Source organism: Pseudonocardia nematodicida (assembly GCF_040105385.1).
GTDB lineage: Bacteria > Actinomycetota > Actinomycetes > Mycobacteriales > Pseudonocardiaceae > Pseudonocardia > Pseudonocardia nematodicida.
The window spans coordinates 422,625-440,807 of sequence record NZ_JBEDNQ010000005.1 but is presented as its reverse complement, the minus strand read 5'-3'; the positions used below and the strand labels follow the sequence as shown (position 1 = coordinate 440,807).

Annotated in this window: 19 protein-coding genes, 1 tRNA gene and 1 pseudogene; 10 read left to right on the top strand and 11 right to left on the bottom strand. The window is 72.6% G+C overall.

Translation table 11 applies throughout. The features are described 5' to 3' along the window. Positions 1-9 precede the first annotated feature (9 nt). Positions 10-1,755 carry a trypsin-like peptidase domain-containing protein gene (locus tag WIS52_RS15075; RefSeq protein ID WP_349298864.1) on the top strand — a complete coding sequence of 582 codons (1,746 nt, stop codon included), beginning with the start codon at positions 10-12 and terminating at the stop codon, positions 1,753-1,755. Positions 1,756-1,952: 197 nt separating this feature from the next. Further along, complete coding sequence (locus WIS52_RS15070; RefSeq protein WP_349298863.1) at positions 1,953-2,450, top strand: MogA/MoaB family molybdenum cofactor biosynthesis protein; 498 nt, start codon at positions 1,953-1,955, stop codon at positions 2,448-2,450. A gap of 76 nt (positions 2,451-2,526) precedes the next feature. Here WIS52_RS15070 and WIS52_RS15065 read toward each other — a convergent pair whose 3' ends face one another. Further along, on the bottom strand, positions 2,527-2,952 hold the full coding sequence (locus WIS52_RS15065) for an antitoxin (protein WP_349298862.1): 426 nt from the start codon (positions 2,950-2,952) through the stop codon (positions 2,527-2,529). Between the two features lie 178 nt (positions 2,953-3,130). Between WIS52_RS15065 and WIS52_RS15060 the strand changes: the two genes are divergently transcribed. After that, entirely contained in the window at positions 3,131-3,298 is a 168-nt protein-coding gene (locus tag WIS52_RS15060) for a hypothetical protein (RefSeq protein WP_349298861.1), read from the top strand. An 8-nt stretch (positions 3,299-3,306) separates the two neighbouring features. On the opposite strand, the gene WIS52_RS15055 is transcribed toward WIS52_RS15060, so the two are convergent. The 3 genes from WIS52_RS15055 to WIS52_RS15045 all read right to left on the bottom strand — a co-directional run bounded on the left by WIS52_RS15055 (position 3,307) and on the right by WIS52_RS15045 (position 5,197). After that, positions 3,307-3,960, bottom strand: coding sequence for an SAF domain-containing protein (locus tag WIS52_RS15055; RefSeq protein ID WP_349298860.1), 654 nt, complete (start codon positions 3,958-3,960; stop codon positions 3,307-3,309). A 108-nt stretch (positions 3,961-4,068) separates the two neighbouring features. Next, positions 4,069-4,449 (bottom strand): FmdB family zinc ribbon protein, encoded by a 381-nt coding sequence (locus tag WIS52_RS15050; protein ID WP_349298859.1) that lies wholly within the window; start codon positions 4,447-4,449, stop codon positions 4,069-4,071. A 97-nt stretch (positions 4,450-4,546) separates the two neighbouring features. Beyond that, a complete protein-coding gene (locus tag WIS52_RS15045; RefSeq protein WP_349298858.1) occupies positions 4,547-5,197 on the bottom strand; it encodes a 5-formyltetrahydrofolate cyclo-ligase in 651 nt (216 codons plus the stop codon). A gap of 36 nt (positions 5,198-5,233) precedes the next feature. On the opposite strand from WIS52_RS15045, the gene WIS52_RS15040 reads away from it, so the two are divergent. From WIS52_RS15040 to WIS52_RS15015, 6 genes are all read left to right on the top strand, one after another. Beyond that, complete coding sequence (locus WIS52_RS15040) at positions 5,234-6,151, top strand: UTP--glucose-1-phosphate uridylyltransferase (RefSeq protein ID WP_349298857.1); 918 nt, start codon at positions 5,234-5,236, stop codon at positions 6,149-6,151. A 3-nt stretch (positions 6,152-6,154) separates the two neighbouring features. Further along, positions 6,155-7,375, top strand: coding sequence for a molybdotransferase-like divisome protein Glp (glp, locus tag WIS52_RS15035; protein WP_349298856.1), 1,221 nt, complete (start codon positions 6,155-6,157; stop codon positions 7,373-7,375). Next, positions 7,376-8,038, top strand: a complete 663-nt coding sequence (locus WIS52_RS15030; RefSeq protein ID WP_349298855.1) for a GNAT family N-acetyltransferase — start codon at positions 7,376-7,378, stop codon at positions 8,036-8,038. It abuts the gene before it with no gap. Between the two features lie 341 nt (positions 8,039-8,379). Next, positions 8,380-9,636 (top strand): divisome protein SepX/GlpR, encoded by a 1,257-nt coding sequence (gene sepX, locus WIS52_RS15025; protein ID WP_349298854.1) that lies wholly within the window; start codon positions 8,380-8,382, stop codon positions 9,634-9,636. Between the two features lie 44 nt (positions 9,637-9,680). Continuing rightward, positions 9,681-9,756, top strand: a tRNA-Ala gene (locus WIS52_RS15020). A 202-nt stretch (positions 9,757-9,958) separates the two neighbouring features. After that, positions 9,959-10,117 carry a hypothetical protein gene (locus WIS52_RS15015; RefSeq protein WP_349298853.1) on the top strand — a complete coding sequence of 53 codons (159 nt, stop codon included), beginning with the start codon at positions 9,959-9,961 and terminating at the stop codon, positions 10,115-10,117. 318 nt (positions 10,118-10,435) lie between these two features. Here WIS52_RS15015 and WIS52_RS31705 read toward each other — a convergent pair. After that, a pseudogene (locus WIS52_RS31705) lies at positions 10,436-11,503 on the bottom strand (recombinase family protein); the annotation flags it as partial. Between the two features lie 200 nt (positions 11,504-11,703). Between WIS52_RS31705 and WIS52_RS15005 the strand changes: the two are divergent. Continuing rightward, positions 11,704-11,991 (top strand): hypothetical protein, encoded by a 288-nt coding sequence (locus WIS52_RS15005; protein ID WP_349298851.1) that lies wholly within the window; start codon positions 11,704-11,706, stop codon positions 11,989-11,991. Between the two features lie 110 nt (positions 11,992-12,101). Here the strand turns inward: WIS52_RS15005 and WIS52_RS15000 are convergent, their stop codons facing one another. The 6 genes from WIS52_RS15000 to WIS52_RS14975 all read right to left on the bottom strand — a co-directional run bounded on the left by WIS52_RS15000 (position 12,102) and on the right by WIS52_RS14975 (position 17,853). Then, positions 12,102-12,449 carry a hypothetical protein gene (locus tag WIS52_RS15000; protein WP_349298850.1) on the bottom strand — a complete coding sequence of 116 codons (348 nt, stop codon included), beginning with the start codon at positions 12,447-12,449 and terminating at the stop codon, positions 12,102-12,104. A gap of 109 nt (positions 12,450-12,558) precedes the next feature. Beyond that, the gene (locus WIS52_RS14995) at positions 12,559-13,224 is read right to left on the bottom strand and encodes an antirestriction protein ArdA (RefSeq protein ID WP_349298849.1); all 666 of its coding nucleotides are present in this window, start codon (positions 13,222-13,224) and stop codon (positions 12,559-12,561) included. 20 nt (positions 13,225-13,244) lie between these two features. After that, the gene (locus WIS52_RS14990) at positions 13,245-13,799 is read right to left on the bottom strand and encodes a hypothetical protein (protein ID WP_349298848.1); all 555 of its coding nucleotides are present in this window, start codon (positions 13,797-13,799) and stop codon (positions 13,245-13,247) included. A 30-nt stretch (positions 13,800-13,829) separates the two neighbouring features. Further along, entirely contained in the window at positions 13,830-14,912 is a 1,083-nt protein-coding gene (locus WIS52_RS14985; RefSeq protein ID WP_349298847.1) for a DNA-methyltransferase, read from the bottom strand. Beyond that, on the bottom strand, positions 14,909-15,862 hold the full coding sequence (locus WIS52_RS14980; RefSeq protein WP_349298846.1) for a replication-relaxation family protein: 954 nt from the start codon (positions 15,860-15,862) through the stop codon (positions 14,909-14,911). The genes WIS52_RS14985 and WIS52_RS14980 overlap by 4 nt, the downstream gene beginning before the upstream one ends. Continuing rightward, on the bottom strand, positions 15,859-17,853 hold the full coding sequence (locus WIS52_RS14975) for a type IV secretory system conjugative DNA transfer family protein (protein WP_349298845.1): 1,995 nt from the start codon (positions 17,851-17,853) through the stop codon (positions 15,859-15,861). Before WIS52_RS14975 ends, WIS52_RS14980 begins: the two co-directional genes overlap by 4 nt. Positions 17,854-18,183: the final 330 nt, after the last annotated feature.

Sequence of the window (18,183 nt, the reverse complement as noted above, 5' to 3'; positions counted from 1 at the left end):
GGTGGACGCATGGCCCAGGACAACCCGCCCGGCGAGGGGAAGGTTCCCGACGCGGCGGAGTCCGGCGGTTCCGGCCCGGGCACGACCGGGCACCCGGGCGGGACGGAGGCCGGCCACGGCGCCGTCCGGGACGACGGCGCGACGGGGACCGGCGCCGCGCACGAGGGCGCGGAGGGACCGGCGGGAGACCCGACCGGGCAGGTAACCGCCGACGCTGCCGGACCGGGCGAACCGGGCGAACCGGCGGAGAGCGACACCGCCGGCGAGCCGGTTGGGAGTGACACCGCCGCAGGGCCGGTAGGGAATGACACCACCGGCGAGTCGGCAGGGAGCACCGCCGGTGAGCCGGCGAGGAGCGACCCCGCCGGTGAGCCGGCGGGGACCGGCGCGGCCGGCGAGCGGGCATCCGCCACCACCGGCGCCACCACAGGTGACGACGGCCCGGACGCCGACCCGATCGCCGCGCGGGACCACGACACGGACCCGCCGACCGACCGCTGGGAGGTGCCGGTCAGCCCGTGGGCCCGCCCCGGGGCCGGCCCGGCCGCGGCGCCGCCCGCCGGCCCGTCGGAGGGCCGGCACGCACGTGCCGAGGAACCCGCCGGTGCGGCGCACGCCGGTGAGGCCCCCGCGACCCCGGGCAGCTCGCCGTACCCGCCGCGGAGCACCCCCGACCGGCCCGGGACCGCGCGGTCGGGTTCCCGGCGCACCATCGCGCTCCTCGCCGGTGCCGCGGTGCTCGCGCTGGTCGCGGGCGGGATCGGCGGTGCGGTCGGGGCCGATGTCGCGCGCTCGTCGATGTCGGCCGGCGGGGGCGGCGCGCTGTCGGCGCCGTCACCCTCGGCGGACTCCGACCTGCCGGTCACCCCGGTCGAAGCGGTCGCCGAGCGGGTGCTGCCCAGCGTCGTCCAGATCCGCGTCGAGGGCGGCACGGGCAACGGTGGTGCGCAGGGCGAGGGGTCCGGCATGGTGCTCAGCGCCGACGGGCTGGTCCTGACCAACAACCACGTCGTGGCCCCCGCCGGGACCGGCGGGACGATGCGCGCGGTGCTGCAGGACGGTCGCGTCGCGCCCGCACAGATCGTCGGGCAGGACCCGCAGTCCGACGTCGCGCTGATCCGGGTCGAGCTCACCGACCTGACCCCGGTCGAGCTCGGCAACTCCGACGCGCTCCGGGTCGGCCAGCAGGTGACGGCCATCGGTTCACCGCTGGGCCTCGGCGGCTCGGTCACCACCGGGATCGTGTCCGCACTGGACCGCGCCGTGAGCGTCGGCGGCGAGACGGCGAACGACTCGACCGTGCTGAACGCGATCCAGACCGACGCGGCGATCAACCCCGGCAACTCCGGCGGGCCGCTGGTCGACATGGAGGGCCGGGTGGTCGGGATCAACTCGGCGATCGCGACGGCCGGTCCCGGCGGCGGTTCCATCGGCGTCGGGTTCTCGATCCCGGTGAACCAGGCCCGGCGGATCGCCGACCAGCTGCGGGGCGGCGGCCCGGCCACGCACGCGGTGCTCGGGGTCGAGGTCACCGACGCGCCGCAGCAGACCGGTGCGCGGGTCGAGACCGTCGTCCCCGGTGGTGCGGCCGAACGGGCCGGGTTGCGTCCCGGCGACGTCGTCGTCCGACTGGGTGATCAGCTCATCGCCACCGGCACCGATCTTCAGGCCGCCGTGCGGTCCCAGCCGCCGGACGCGTCGGTCGAGCTGCAGCTCACCGACCGGACGGTGCAGGTGACGCTCGGCGAGCAGTGATCGACGGAGGGTCCGGCCGGGTGGAGCGCGCCCCGGCTTGTTGACGGGTGAAAGATCTCCGTGGTGGGCTGGTGATCGTGTTCGGTGGTGCCCCGCCGGGTACGCACGAGAGCGCCGTGCCGGTGCGGGTCCCCCTCCCCGCACCGGCACGGCCTCCCTCCCTCAGGGCACGCACCGGCGACGATAGGGTGAGGAGCATGGAGATCCCGGATCCGCAGATCGGCCGTGCCCTCGTGGTGATCGTCGACGACCGGGTCAGTGCCGGTGAGCGGTCCGACGGCACGGGCCCGCTCGTCACCGAGCTGCTCGAGGAGGCGCACTTCGTGGTCGACGGCGTGGTCTCCGCGCCGGGCGACGTCGTCGCGATCCGCAGCGCACTGAACACCGCCGTGATCGGCGGGGTCGACCTGGTCGTGACCGTCGGCGGGACCGGCGTGTCCCCGCGCGACGTCACACCGGACGCCACCACCGGCGTACTGGACCGCCCGGTGCCGGGCATCGCCGAGGCGATCCGGGCGTCCGGTCTGGCGGCCGGCGCGGTGGACGCCGGGGTGTCCCGCGGCGTGGTCGGGGTCTCCGGCAGCACGCTCGTGGTGAACCTCGCCGCCTCGCGGGCCGCGGTGCGCGACGGCATGGCCACGGTGACCCCGCTCGTCCCGCACGTGATCTCGGAACTGTCCGGTCTGGACTCCTGACGTCCGACCCGGACCCACCGACGGACGAGGGCCCCGGCGGAGACGTCTCCGCCGGGGCCCTCGCACGTTCCCCCGATCAGCGTGCGGGCGGCACCGGCGGGACGCCGCCGTCGTCGTCGTTCTTCGGCGTCCGCGCCGGGTTGCCGTCCGGCTTCAGCGCGTCCCCGCCGGGCGGGGCGGGCGGCACCGGCGGGACGTCGCCCGGTGCCGTGTGCGTGCCGGCCCCCGGGGCGTCCGGTGCGGAGTGGCCGAGCGCGCCCTCGACCTTCCCCTTCACCCCGTCGATCTGCTCGGAGTACTTCCCGCCGGTGGCCTTGTCGACCTGGGTCGCAGCCTTCTCGACCAGCGGGCCGGCCTTCTCCTTGGCCTTGTCCAGGTGCGGACCGGCCTTCTCCTTGGCCTTCTCGAGATGCGGAGCCGCCTTCTCCAGGGCGCTCTCCGCGGCCTCCCGAGCCTTGTCCAGGAACCCCATCGCCTTCTCCCCCTCCTCGTCGGCGTCCACGGTCGCGGACGGTGTGTGTGCTCCTCGGTCACCCCCATGGTGGCAGTTGGACGGCCGGTCGTGGGGTCGTGACGCAGTGGAACCGACACGCCGAGACGGGATCGGTACACACACGATTCCGCTGCGCTCCGTACCGGGTGACGCGCTCGCGCGCCGTCCGGCAGGGCACCATGGGGGCATGACCGACCCGGCCGAGCGGATGCGCAGGCGGATCCAGGAGATCTTCGGGGACGACCCGGTGACCTCCGCCGACGAGCGGGCCGACGGCGGCGCCCCGGACGCGGGCGAGGACGCCGACCGGGACCGCTGGTACACCGAGAACCGCCCCCCGCACCACGGCGACTGATCGGACCCTCACCTCAGCGTCACCGTCACCTGGTCGGCGAGGGTCGCCGCGGCGACCGCGGTGGCCTCCGGCGCGGGCAGCGCGACCAGCACCAGCGGGCCGGGATCGGAGCCCGTCGCGGTCCCGGTTCCGGCGGCCGGGAACACCGCGACCACCGCGGCCCGGGCGGCGAGCACCCGCGGCCCGTCCGGCCCGCCCGCGACGACGTCGACCCGCGCACCCGGGGAGAGCAGCGCCGCGACCGCCGGGTCGGCCGGGCGCAGGGGCACCGTCGACGCACCGGGACCCGCGGTCCGCACGGCGATCTCGGAACCGACGAGCCGCAGGTCGGTGACCGGCTCCCCGGCCCGCAGCGGGCCGGCGAGCACGCGCCCGCCGGCGTCGTCGGCAGTGCGCAGTACCCCGCCCGGGACCAGCGCGGCCGGCCAGCCCACGACGGCGACGTCGTCCGGGGCGAGCGCGGCGCCCGGGAGGAGATCGCGGGTCGCGACGAGGACGCCGACCCGCTCGTCGCCCGGGGCCGGGAGCAGGGCGACCACCACCGCGGCCGCCGCGAGCAGCGCCGCCGCGACGCGGCGGAGCAGGAGCGCGCGGGCCCAGCCGGGGCCGTGCCGCCACCGTTCCCACCAGCGGCCCCGGCCGCTGCCCTCGTCCCGGTCCATCCCGCCGCCCTCCGCCGTCGTCGTGCTCGACGTTAGGGCGGGAGAGCGGCCGTGCCGGGCCCGATCGCGGGCCTGTGGACAGCCGGACGGGGCTGTGGACGGATCAGGTCAGGAGGCGGCGGCCTTCGACGACGAGGTCTTCGACGACGAGGTGGATGCCGAGGTGGACGACGAGCTCGACGAGCTGCTCGACGACGAGTCCTTGGCGCCGGACGAGGACGACGACGAGTCCGAGGACCCGGACGACGACGAGGAGCTCTCCGACTTCGGGTCCGACTTCGACTCCGAGGAGGAACCGCCGTTGACCGAGCCCGAACGGGAGTCGGTGCGGTAGAAGCCGCTGCCCTTGAACACGATCCCGACCGAGGAGAAGACCTTGCGCAGCGCGCCGCCGCACTCGGGGCACGTGGTGAGGGAGTCGTCGGAGAACGCCTGCACCGCCTCGAAGCGGTGGTCACACGCGGTGCACGCGTACTGGTAGGTCGGCACGAGATCCTCCGGGGACGACGGTTGGCACTCCGGTAGTGCGAGTGCCAGCATACCCCTGCCGTGCGCAGGCTCCGATGCCTCCGCCGGAAGGGAGAGGTCAGCGGACCGAGACCTCCACCACCCCGCTGGTGGGCAGCAGCACCGCCGGGACCGGCAGGTCGTGCGCCTCGGCCGGGACCTCGTCGATCAGCTCGCCGTCGTGCAGCACGACGACCACGGCCGCGCCCGGCGCGACCAGGCCCAGCGTGCGGTCGTAGAAGCCGCCGCCGCGGCCGAGCCGGCGCCCGCGCCGGTCCACCGCGAGGGCGGGGACCAGCACCAGCCCCGCGCCGGACAGCGTGCCGGGGCCCAGCCGGGGGCCGCCCGGCTCGCGCACCCCGAGCGGTCCGGCGACCAGGTCGGCGGGCCCGGTGTAGCGGGTCCAGTCGAGCGGGCCCGGCTCGTCCGGGACGACCGGGGCGAGCACCTCGTGCCCGGCGTCGCGCAGGGCGTCGGGCAGCGTCGTCGTCGCGGAGCCGGCCGCGCCCGGTTCCCCGCCGATCGGCAGGTAGCAGGCGACCGGGCCGGTGCAGCCGGACGCGAGCGCGACGGCGTGCCGGGCGAGCGCGGCCGTCGCCGCGGCCCGGTCGTCGGGGGTGCGGGCGGCGCGTGCGTCCAGCAGGCGGCGGCGCAGCGTCCGTTTGGCGTCACGGAGCCGCCTGCCCTGATCAGGCGACGATCCGTCGGTCTCCTCCGCGCGAGCCGTCACGGCTCCAGGCTAGTGCGGTCGATAGGCTCGCCGACCATGAGCGCGCAGACCTCCAGCACGGCCGGGGCATTCCGCACCGCGGTCGTCCCTGCGGCCGGACTCGGCACGCGGTTCCTGCCCACGACCAAGGCCGTGCCGAAGGAACTGCTCCCCGTCGTCGACACCCCGGGTATCGAGCTCGTGGCGGCCGAGGCCGCCGCGGCGGGCGCGGATCGGCTGCTGATCGTCACCTCGCCGGGCAAGGAGTCCGTCGCGGCCTACTTCCGCGACGACTCCGAGCTGGTCGAGACCCTCGAGGCCCGCGGCAAGGGCGCGCTGGCGGAGAAGATCCGCCGCGCCCCCGGCCTGCTCGCCGTCGACTCGGTCTACCAGTACGAGCCCAAGGGGCTCGGGCACGCCGTCGCCCAGGCCGGCCCGGCGCTGGCCGACGACGAGCAGGCCGTCGCCGTGCTGCTGCCCGACGACCTGGTGCTCGGCTCGGGTGGCGGCGACTCCGGCGTCCTCGCCCGGATGGCGGAGGTGCGCGCGACGCACGGCGGTAGCGTGCTCTGCGCCTTCGACATCCCGCGGGAGCAGATCTCGGCCTACGGCGTCTTCGACGTGTCCGACACCGGCGACGACGACGTCAAGCAGGTGCACGGGATGGTCGAGAAGCCGGACGCCGAGGACGCCCCGTCGACCTTCGCCGCCGCCGGGCGGTACCTGCTCGACCGCGCGATCTTCGACGCGCTGGACCGGATCACCCCCGGTTCCGGTGGCGAGCTGCAGCTGACCGACGCGGTCGCGCTGCTGATCTCCGAGGGCCACCCGGTGCACGTGGTCGTGCACTCCGGCGGACGGCACGACCTGGGTAACCCCGCGGGTTACGCCCGGGCCTATGTGGACTTCATGCTGCAGCACCCGGAGTACGGCGAGGACCTGCGCGGCTGGCTGACCGACCGCCTGAAGGACTGACGCGTGCGCACGGTCGGAGAGCACCTCTCCCGGATCCTGGACGTGGCGGTGCGGCCGGCGCCGGTTCGCGTCGCGATCACCGACGCCCAGGGGCTGCGCAGCGCCGAGGAGGTCGTCGCCGCCCGCCCGCTGCCGGTGTTCGACCAGGCCGCGATCGACGGTTACGCGGTCCGCAGCGTCGACGTCGCCGGTGCCACCGAGAGCAGCCCGGTCACCGTCCCGGTGGTCGGCGAGATCGCGGCCGGGTCCCGGCAGCCGCTGCGCCTGCAGCCCGGCCAGGCCGTGCGGGTCGCGGCCGGGGCGCCGCTGCCCACGCTGGCCGACGCCGTCGCCCCCGTCGGCTGGACCGACGCCGGAGCCGCCCGCATCACCGTCCACCGTGGAGTGCCGTCGGCAGGGTTCGTGCGCCGGGTCGGCGAGGACGTGCAGTCCGGGGACGTCGCCGTCCGGGAGGGCGACGTCGTCGGGTCGGCGCAGGTCGCGATGCTCGCCGCGGCCGGGCGGGACAAGCTGCTGGTGCACCCGCGCCCGCGGGTGTCGGTGGTGTCGGTCGGCGACGAGCTGGTCGAGGTGAGCCGCTCGGCGTCGTCCGGTCAGGTCGCCGACGTCTGCTCGCACGCGGTGACGGCCGCGGCCCGGGAGGCCGGGGCGGAGACGAACCGGTCGCGCACCGTGGGCGGCAGCGCGGCGGAGATCCGCGGCGCGGTCGAGGACCTGTTGCCGGCCAGCGAGATCGTCGTCGTCTGCGGTGCCGGGGGTGGTGCCGCCGCCGCGGAGGCGCGCAGCGGGCTCGCCGACCTCGGTGGGATCGACGACACCCGGATCGCCATGCACCCGGGCTCGGCCCAGGCGTACGGACGGCTCGGGCCGGACGCGGTGCCGGTGTTCCTGTTCCCGTCGCACCCGGCCACCGCGCTGGTGCTGTTCGAGGTGTTCGTGCGGCCGCTGGTGCGGCTCGCGCTCGGCCAGGACCCGCTGCGGCGGACCTGGACGGCCCGGCTCACCTCGCCGGTGGTGTCGCCGGCCGGGCGCCGGTCCTACGTCCCGGCGCGGCTGCTGCGCGAGGACGACGGGGGCGACCTGCTCGCCCAGCCGCTGGGGAACTCCGGGGCGCACCTGCTGGCGGTGCTCGCCCAGGTCAACGCGCTCGCCGTCGTGCCGGAGGAGATCACCGAACTCACTGTCGGTCAGGAGATCGAGCTCGTGCCCCGCGGGCGCGGCTGAGTGCCCCCACCGGTCCCGGAGCCGGCCGGCCTCCGTCCGGGATGGCCGGCCCGGCTCGGCCCGCTGCGCGTCGCCGGTCTCGAGGTGCGGTTGCGTCCCGTCCGGCTGCGGGACGGCAGCGACTGGGCCCGGATCCGGCGGCGCGACGAGACGTACCTGCGCCCGTGGGAGCCGACCACGCACGGCGGCTGGGCGCGCCGGAACTCGTCCGCGGAGTGGCCGGGGCGCTGGTGGCTGCTGCGCTCGTCGGCCCGCCGGGGGCAGTCGCTGCCGTTCGTGATCACTGTGGACGGTGCGTTCGGCGGGCACGTGATGATCGGCAACGTCGTGCGGGAGCCGCTGCTGTCGGCCTACGTCGGGTACTGGGTCGACTCCGGGCTCGCCGGCCGAGGGGTGACGACGGCGGCCGTCGCCCTCGTGCTCGACCACTGCTTCGGACCGGTGCGGCTGCACCGGGTGGAGGCGACGGTCCGGCCGGAGAACGCGGCCAGCGTCGCGGTGCTGGGGAAGCTGGGCTTCCGGCGGGAGGGCCTGCTGCGCCGCTACCTCGACGTCGACGGGGCCTGGCGGGACCACTACAGCTTCGCCGTGACCGCCGAGGAGGTCCCGCCCGGCGGCTTCGCCGCCCGCCTGATCCGCGACGGCCGCGCCTCCCGCACCTGACCCCGCCGCTCCCCCGCCCCCGCCCCGCCCCCCGCCACAAGAGCCGACTCATGACGCTTTAGCTCGGTATCGCCGAACCAAAGCGTCATGAGTCGGGGCTGGGAGTGGTGGGCTGGGACGGGGTGGAGTGGGCGTGCGCGGAGGGTGACGAGGTGACTCCGATCATGACTCACCGGAGTCACAGCGGTCCCGTTCGTCCCTGTATTCGCACCGTCCGTCCGGGGGACTGCGGCGCGTCGCGGCGCGGTGCTACGCCGTTCGCCGATTACGGTGATCCTCGGTGAGCGGGATCGGGGCCTGCTCACTCCAGGACTGCGCCGGTCGGGGGAGGAGGCAGCCCGTTGCCCAGCTCACTGATCTTCGTGGGGCTGGTCGTGCTGTGGCTGCTGATCCTGGTACCGACCGTCGCGCGGCGCCAGCAGGAGGTGGCCCGGCTGAGTCCGGCGCTGCTGTCCGGGCGGGTGCTCGAACGTCCGATGCGGCATCGATTCCCGGAGGTACCTGTGATGGAACGGTCCGGACCGAGCACGGTGGGCGAGCTGGTCGAGAGCCGGGACGACCGGTTCGACCACGACCACGACGTCCGCTGCACCGACGACGCCGAGATCGACGACGACGGTCATGTCCACGGCCTCGACGGCTACGGCGACGTCCCGAGCGGCCGGGAGCGCGACCCCCGGTTCGCCGGGGCGGTCCGCGCCGACGTCGCCGGGTACGACACCGGCACCCGGGGTGGCGGGTCCGATCACGACCCCGCCGGGTTCGACGACGCCGATCTCGACGACCGGTACGAGGGCGACCGGTACGAGAACGACCGGGCCGACGACGACCGGCACGACGCCGCGGACCACGCGGACGAGCACGGCACCGGGTCCCGCGCAGCCGGGGCGGACACCGGCCGGTCCGACGACCTCGCCGACGACCTCGCCGACGACGAGGAGTGGGAGCCCGCCCCGGTGCGCTACCGCCCCGGCCGCGGCGGCTACGACCCCGAAGCCGCGGCCGCGCACGCGCACGCCAAGTACGCGTTCCGCCAGCGCGTCGTCCTGGGGCTGCTCCTCCTGCTGGTGGCGAGCGGCGTGGCCGGGTTCCTCGTCGCGCCCGTGTTCTGGTGGGTGACCGGCGGGCTCGGCGCCCTGCTGGTCGGCTACCTCACCTACCTGCGCCGGCAGGTGCGGATCGAGGAGTCGATCCGGGCCCGCCGGGCCGCCCGGCTCGCCGGCACCCGGCGCCGGGCCGGCACCGACCGCGAGGCGGACGAGGAGCGGCTCGACCGCGAGGACGCCGGCACGGACCTCGTCGGCACGGCGGTCCCGGACGTCGCGACCGCGGAGCCCGACGACGACACGGACTGGACCGCCGACGACGGCGAGCCCACCCGGGTCCGCGGGACCGGGGAGCCGCTCGGCGTCCTGCCGGCCTACCGGCGCACCGTCGACGGCAAGGTCGACGCGGCCCACGAGTCGTCCCTGCCGAAGCTCGTGGCGGCGCCGCCGCCGCCCGTGCCGGCCGGGACGTCGCTGGTCGACGTGGACGCCGAGGAGGAGCCCGACGATCTCGACGCGCTGCCACCCCACCGCCCTGCGGTGGGCGCGTAGGGGTCTGTTAGTGTTCTCCAGGTCAGCCCGCGAGGGCTGACCGCGGGGCTGTAGCGCAGTTGGTAGCGCGTCTCGTTCGCATCGAGAAGGTCAGGGGTTCGATTCCCCTCAGCTCCACCATATATGTCTTTTTCACACCCCGACCTCCAACAGAGGTCGGGGTGTTGTCATTTGTGCCCAGGTCAGGCTGTCCTGCGTCATCCGGCCCGGCCCCTCCGTCCGGTCGGCCGTCCGGTCGCCCTGGCCCGTCGGTCCTGATCATGCCGCCATGACCGTGTTCGAGTAGGGCCTTGAACGGCTCGGTCAGCTCGTAGCGGGCCACGTGCCCTTCCTCGTCGATCCACAGCCTGTGGAAGAAGCCCTGGTTGATCCGTCGCCGGATCTGTTCAGGTGCAGCGACGTACTGGTTATGGACCTGCGCGGCGATGGCCAGCGCCTGGTCGACCAGTCCTTCGACCTCGTCCAGGTGCCGCTTGCTTGAATCGACGCCGCGCTGCGCTCGGGCCATGGCTCGGGTGAGCCGGTCCATCTCGGCCTTCAGCAGTTCGGTCGGTACGGCACCGTCGTAGTGGGCCCGCATGAGGGCTGTGCGTTCGCGTCCCAGCTTGTCCAGGTCCTTGGCCGCCTGCTCTGCCTGCCGGTGGGCCTCGCCGGTCTCAGCGCTCATCTCAGCCTGGATGCCGAGACGGATGCTGTCGGCGGTCTCAGCGGGCAGCTGGATGCGCTCGTAGAGCACCTCAACGCCAGCCTCGATGCGTTCCACCCGGACCAGGCGCTGAGGGCAGTGCACCTTGTCGTTGTGCCGCTTAGGACACATGAAGTAGTCGTAGGCGATGCCACGCCGGCCGACGTTGCGGGTGAAGATCAGTCGCTTGCCGCACTGGCCGCAGAAGATTGTGCCACGCAGGTAGTGGGTGTGGACGCGGTCCTTCTCTCCAGCGTGAGCGTGGGCGGCGAGAACGTCCTGCACACGAAGCCAGACGTCGGGCTTGACGAGCGCCGCGTGCTTGCCTTCGTAGGTGATGCCTTGGTAGCTGACGACGCCCATGTAGTACGGGTTGCGCAACATGTTCAGCAGCGAGGTCAGGGTTAGCTCTCGCTCGGGTCGCTGGGCCGTCTTCCGCGTCGTCAGGCCCTTCTCCTGCAAGGCCGCCAGCAGTCGCTTCGCGGTCCACTCGCCGGTGGCGTACTGCGTGAATCCCCACGTCACGAGTGGGCCCCGGTCCGGATCGGCTTCCACCCAGGACACCTGTACACCGTCGCGGTAGTCGCGCCGGTGCAGGTAGCCCAGTGGAGACTTGAACGGTGTGCCGCCGTCGACGGCCTTCGCGACCAGCCCCTTCTTGACCTCCTGCGCCAGGTTGTCCGAGTAGAACTGCGCCATGTCGGCCATGATGTTGTAGAGGAACTTGCCCGACGGAGTGTCGGAGATGTTCTCCATGCACGACACCAGCTCGGACCCCGCCTTGCGCAGCGCCATGTTGATGGCGATGTCGTCAGCCCGGTTCCGGGCGAGTCGGTCGATCTTGTGGACGATGACGTAGTCCGGGTGCAGCTCGTCGACGTCGCGGAGCATCTGCTGCAGCTGGGGTCGCCGGGCGGTCTTGGCTGACTCGCCGGCATCGACGTAGACGCCGACTACTTCGGCCCCGAGCTGGTGAGCCTTCTCGATGCATGCCGTCCGCTGCGCCGGGATTGAGTAACCCTCCTCGCCACCGCCAGTGCGGGCCTGTTCCCGGGTACTGACTCGCACGTAGACAACGGCGGTGCCGCCGTGTCGTGTCTTCGCGGCGATAGGCCGGCGGCGCGGCGAACTGGGCTCGACCGAGGCGGCGGCGTGCTGCGCAGGGGAGCGGGGTTCGCGCATCTCGTCGATGACTCGCCGACGGTCATGCCGTCGCTTGTCGACTCGCTCGGATTCGTAGTTGTCGGGGATGTCCATAGGATCTCCTTTCCTAAGTTGCATAATTGCGGCCGTTCCAATTTTCTCAGGACGCTGGCGTGATGCCAAGAAATGCATGGCGGGCATTTGCATGATTGGTACGACCGGAGCATAATTCGAGAGGTATGCAGATCAACTCATCCGCAACATCACGCGCCTTCGCTGAGGCTTTGGTCGTCAACCCGTATTACGCAATCAACATCGCGCCAAAGCTGGCGGAGCCGCACCTGGCCACGGTCACTGAGCAGCAGTGGATCGAGGCCAACCGCAAGCTGCTGGCTCAGATCGGCGACGAGCGCTACCTGCGCTTGCTGCTTGACGCACTCAAGGGCGAGGACGTCGCGGCCATGCACGAGAAGGAGCTGGCCGAAATCATCGCCATGGAGGACTCGGACCGGTACCGAGATGCCTGATCGTCGCTATTGACTTGGTGTTCCGGCAGGGAGTTCTCGAATCGGCGTGAGCCGACTGCAAGAGAACTCCCCGCCGGGTTGAGGGGTGGTTGTCCGCTCTAGCTGAGGCTTCAGCTGGCGGTGGGTCCGTCCTTCCGGGCGTTGGCGGGTCCGCGGGTGCGGCCGGTGGCCGGCTTGGTGCCGTCATCGCTGGTGTTGGTCGGCGGGGTGCCGAACAGGCCCTGGATGGCGGCGCGGCGGGCGGCGGCCTCGCGCTCGATGTCCTCGAGCACGGCGGTGGCGCGCTCGGCGAAGCCGTCCTCGTTCTGCTTGCTGGTGACGTAGAGCTCGACGGCGCGCTTGACGGCGTCGCCGAGGCTCAGGCCATCCAGTCCGGCGACGAGCACGAACTGGGCGTGCAAGTCATCGGGCAGACGGACTCCCAGCGTCTTGACGCTGGTTTTGGTGGGATCGGTCATGACCCCGTCACCTCCTCGGTGTGGTGCGGCCGGCGATCCTCCGGGTGGATGCGCTTGGGATCGGCCGCAGGCCACCGACGAGGCACGTGGTGGCAGGAACGGGCGAGGCTCAGACATGGAGCCGGAAGACGTAGATGGCCCGGGCTTCCCCGTCTTCAACGACGTGGTGGTCGTACGTCAGGTCACGGCCGAAACGCTGGTAGTCGATGGCCAGGTAGTCGCGGAGCGGCTGCTGGACGGTCTCGTCGAGCTGCGTGGTCCAGCCGAGTTCGTCGGCGACGGTCCGTGCCCAGGCTCCGACATCGGGATAGCTGCCGGCGTAGTAGCCGGGAAAGGCGTCGACAGCCTCAGGCGTCACGGCCCCGACATAGTCCAGGTAGGCGACGAAGGCGCGCCCGTGGCGGGCGATGCCGCGAGCGACCCTGGCGACGGTGCCAAGGTCCTCGTGCTCGGTGATGGTGAAGCCCTCGAACCCGCGGGTCTCGGCAATGCGGTAACCGTGCGGGCCGTCACTCGGCGAGGCGCGGAGTAAGTCGTGGACGGCCTCCTCCAGATCCTCGCGGTTAGTGTCGGCGTCGAGCCAGATGCTGACTGGTGGTTCGTCCTCCGGCACGCCAGCGCTAGCGTCAACCAGACGAATGCGCGGCGGATCTAGCCGGTCGTTGTCTTCAGGATCGAGGCGGGGCAGCTCGTCGGTTGGCTGCTCGCCGGTGAAGTCGAAGCGCGGGGTGTCGTAGTCATGTTCACCTCCTTCGGGGGTGTGGTGTCGTTCCATGGCGAGGGTCTCCTGCTTATTCAGTTCTCGGGGTGCTGCTCGGTATCGCCCTCGGGCGGAGCATTGGATTGGGCGTCCGGCCAGTCGGCGTGCAGCAGGTCGTCGGCCTCGATGGCGCTGATGGCGTCCTCGGGGTTGATGCCGAGGCTGACGTAGCGCTCGAACAGCGCTCGGCGGTGCTGCTGCTGGTTGTTGTCGGCAGCCTGGGCGGCTTCGGTGGGGTCGTCGGAGGTCAGCAGGTCCCAGGCCTGGCGGGGTCCACGGTCATGGGCTCGGGTCCGGTCGTGGACGTAGTCGAGCAGGGCGTCGCCCCAGGTCTCGTAGGTCATCGGGAGTGCGCCGGTGGCGTCGGCAATCTCGATAGCCAGGTCGTCTTCAAGCGCACCGCTGCTGGCCAGCGTGCACAGGGCGGTGTCCTGGCCACCGTGCAGCCGGGCGGCGATGCGCCGGGCGGTGGCGTCGTCGATCAGGCCGCTGCTGGCCATGGCTTCGGCGATACCGCGGGTGATGCGGGCTTCGTCGTCGGCCGGCAGCTCCGGATCCGGCTCGTGCTGGTTGTGGGGTGGTCGTTCCATAGTGGCTCCTCCTCTCAGGGCGTCAGGTTGTTATGCGATCGGTCCGCTGGCGTCGGCGCCGTTGCGTGGCTGGCCGCGAGCGGCGGCAATGCGCGACCAGGCCAGTGCGCCGTACGTGGGATTCAGCTCGATGCCGAGCCAGTCCCGGTCTGCCGCTTCGGCGACGGTGGCGACCGTGCCGGTGCCCATGAAGGGATCGAGCACCACGCCGGGTTGCCAGGGGCTTCGGCAGGTGCAGACGGGCCGCAGCGGACCGACGGCCAGGAGCCGGGTGCCACGGCGCTGCGGGGCACGTCGCCACGGCGTGGCGCAGCTGGTGCAGCGGCGCTCCGGAGTGCCAGCCAGAACGGGGCGGCGGGCCAGGTCGGCGGGGAAGACGGCGAAGTGTGCCCCGCGGTAGCTGGCGGTTGAGAACTGCCAGACGTCGCCCGGGTTGCGGCCGAGCGGGTGGTGCTGCAACCCGGCTGCCTTCAGGCTGGCCAATCCACGGTTGAGGTCGACCCGTGGGCTGCGGCCGTGGTGCGGCACGGCGTCCATCGGCGGGTAGTGCGGCCGGGCCGCCGTGCTGGCCCGATTCGGAGGGACGGCGCTGGTGGTGGCCGGGACGCGGATGGCATCGAGGTCGAAGTAGTAGTGGGGACGCTTCGTCAGCAGCAGGACGGTCTCGTGGCCGCAGGTCAGCCGGTCGGTCATGCTGCTGGGCATTGGGTTGCGCTTGGCCCAGATGATGTAGTTGCGAACGAGCCAGCCGTCGTCTTGGAGCGCCAGGGCGAGGCGCTGCGGGCCGAGCAGCAGGCCCTTCTTCGTGGTGCCCTCGCGGGGATGGCGGCTGAAGCCGTCGCCGACGTTGAGCCAGACCGTGCCGTCCGGGCGCAGCACCCGCCGCAGCTCACCGGCGACGGCGACGAGGTTCTTCACCCAGGCCTGGATGTCCGGTTCGGAGCCGAGCTGCTCGGGGTGGCCGTAATCGCGCAGACCGAAGTAGGGCGGGCTGGTGACGACGCAGTCGATGGAGTCGCCAGGTAGCCGTTGCAGCTGGCTGCGGGCGTCGCCGATAAGGATCTGACGGCGGGGCAGCTCGGTGAACGGCTGGTCATGCTGATGGTCGTTCATGATGGCTCCTCCGTGCTGAAGCTGGTGACGGGAGTGGTCAGCAGCGCGGCGGCGTCGTCGAGTTGGCCGACGGCGAACAGGGCCTGTTCGATGGGCGCAAAGCCGGCGACGAGCTCGCGCAGCCGCAGCTCGCGGCGGGTATGCGGGACGAGCCACCAGACGCGCGGGAAGACGCCGTGCGCTGCCTGTTCAGTGCCGGTCTGCCAGTACTCGAGGTAGCGGCGGCACTTGCGGGCGACGACGTTCAGGCTCTCGGTGGCCAGGTCGACCTCGACGAAGCTGCGCTGCTCCAGCTCGCCGAGTCCGAGGCTGAGGTAGGCGTCGGGTTTGAGGGGGATGGTCTCCCCGGCCGGGCCGGTGAAGCGTCGCCAGGCGGCCGGTTCGGTCTGGAAGTCCAGCAGCTCGATGTGGTGCCCGTCGTCGGCTTCGCGGAGCTGGACATACAGCTCGGTGATGGCCAGCAGATGGTCTTGGAAGCCGGGCGCGGTGTCGCCGATGAGCCGTACCCGGTGGTTCGGGACTTCGGGATCGTGCAGACGCAGCGCCGTAAGCCCGAGCGGGGTGAGGGCGAACAGCTGGCCGTCGGAGCCAGCCCGGATGCCGCCGATGCGCCGTTCCAGCCGCTGGATGGCACCGCAGTCGGCGAGGCGCTGCAGGACGCTACGACGACGCCGGGCGGCGGTGGCCGGGGTCTGTCCATCGACATGCAGCTGTCCGAGCTGCTGGCCGGTCATGAGGCGGAAGTCGGCTAACGAACGCAGGATCTGGCGGTCGCGATCCGTCAGATGGCGGGCGAGGGTGCGCGCCCGGGCCGGCCGGGGGTTTCCGCTCCGTCGGAGCGGAACTGTCGCAGCGGGATCGCGGACGTGTCCGCTGGTCGGGGCGCTGCCGGCGTCGTTGCGATCGGACGGGCGGTCGGCGGAATGAGGGAAGGGATAGATGTTGGTCATGACGGCCTCCGGCGGCTGCCAATGGGGGAGTCGGTGGTGGACTTCGGTGGTTGCCAGCGGGCCTGGATCTGATCGTCGACGTCGGCCCCGGCCACGCCGTAGCGGGCCAAGCTGGCGCGGCTCAGACGGACGGGGCTGAAGCGCGGCGCGGGCGGCGGCACCGTCTGCACCGCGAAGGCATCGCTGAGCGCGCCGCCAACCTGCACCCGGGCGACGGCCTGATAGGCGGCCAGCTCGTCGAGCTCAGCCGTGCCAACGCCGCTGCCGAGCACGGCGGCCAGGTCACGCTGGTCGGCCTGGGCCGGACGGAAGGCGACACGGTTACGGGCGTTGGCCAGCACCGCCGCACGCAGGTCGCTACTGAGCTGGCCGAGGTGTTGGTGGGCCAAGGTCCAGCCGACACCGAGACCCCGGGATGTGGACAGCACGTCGGCGAAGTCGAGCGCGGCCACGAAGTCCTGCCACTCGTCGACGACCACCATGACCGGTGCCCGGTCCTTCGCGGGAGTCGCGGCGCGGCGCTGGATGGTCCGCCAGAGCTGCTGAAGCACCAGCGCACCAAGCAGCCGGGTGGTCTCCGGCCCGATGAGCCCCTTGTTGAGGTTGATCAGCACGATGTGCGGGCGGGCGAACAACTCGTCGAGGGCGAAGGCTGGCACCGGCTGGCCGAGCATCCGTCGCAGCGCGGATCGGGCGGTGATGGCGCGCAGCTTGTTCTGGATCGGGGCGATGACCGTCTGACGCTGGGTGTCGGAGTACGCCTCGAAGCCGGCCCAGAACGGGGCCAGCACCAACGGGTCGCTGACCCCGGGCAGGACGCGGCGGCGGAAATCAGCCCGGGTCAGCAGCGCCGGGACGTCGATGAGCGTGCCGCCGTCCAGCCGGGCGGCGGTGATGAGGGCGTGCAGCAGCACGTCGGCACTGCGTGGCCCGATGGCAGATCCGAACAGCTCCCGGAACAGCCCGAGCAGCTCGTCGGCCCGGCGCTCGGCCTCGATGGCCGGACCGGCCAGCGGGTTGAGGCCGACCACGGCCGACTGCTCACCCGGCTCGATGACCACCACGTCGTCGTGCCGATCCTCGGGTAGCCGCGCCAGCACGTCGCGCACCAAATCGCCCTTCGGCTCGACCAGCAGCACGCTCCGGCCGGCGGCAGCGTCGGCCAGGATCAGCTGGGTCAGCAACGTGCTCTTACCGGCTCCGGTCGGTCCGATGACGTGGCTGTGACTGAGCGCGGCGTTGACGGGCAGCGTTACCGACCGGCCCGCTGCGCTGGGATGCAGCGCCCGGCCCAACGCGCGGGCGTCCGGTTGGTCGTCATCCGACAGCAGACCCGTCGGCGGAGCGGCCAGACCGAGCGCCTGGTTCGGCGGCAGGGCACCGTCGACCGGCCATCCCAGCAGCACCGCCAATTCGGCGGCGTTGACCAGGCTCGACCAGCTGCGGCCCCGCCCGGCCACCAGATGCAGCCGCCGTGCGGTGCGGGCCGATTGGCGGCTGTGCGTCAGTGGCGAGTGCGGTCCGGCCGCCAGCCAGAGCCCGGTCTGTAAGCCGCGCAGCAGGGTGTCCGCCCGAGCTGGATCGTCTACCTCGACGCCGATGCGGCCACGTACCCCGAACAGCGGTTCAGCGATCTTGGCCTTCCACAGCTGCGCCTCACCGGCTGGGGTCAGCGGCTCCTTGAAACCGAGCGCCGTCAGGGGGTCGAGGACTTCCGGCGGCTGGACACGACGGTCGTTGCTCGGCCCGATAATCCACTGCACGACCGCCCGCTCCTGCTTCGTCAGGCGACCGGCCAGCTGGTAGAGGCCGCTGGCGACGGCCGCGGCGGTGTCGAGCCGCAGCGGGTAGGCCAGACCACGGAAGCGCAGTTCTCGGGCGCTGGTCATGACCGGGCGCTCCGGCTGTGTGGTGCGGGTCAGCGTCAGCCCAGGGACCTGGGCGCGCAGCTCGGCCAGCATGGAGGCGGCCATCCAGTCATCGGTCGCCACCAGCCAGCGGACCTCCGCGCGGGCCAGACGCAGCTAGAAGACAACGATGGGGACGAGTCGCTGGACGACGCCGCGTCGGGGCCGACCAGCCAAGGTCCGGACCAGCCGGGTGACGTCGTCATGGCTCAGGCCGCGCGGCGGGTGGGCAGCGAACCAGGTCAAGCCGTTCACGAGGCGTCCTGCCGGGACGTGTCCGGCGACTCGTCAGCGTCCAGTGCCACGGCGTCGGGCTGTTCGCGTCGCCAGCGGGCCAGGGCAATACAGGCCCGCGCCAGCCGACGGATGGCCGGCTGCTCGTGCGGCTCAGCTCGCACGGGAATCGCTCGCGAG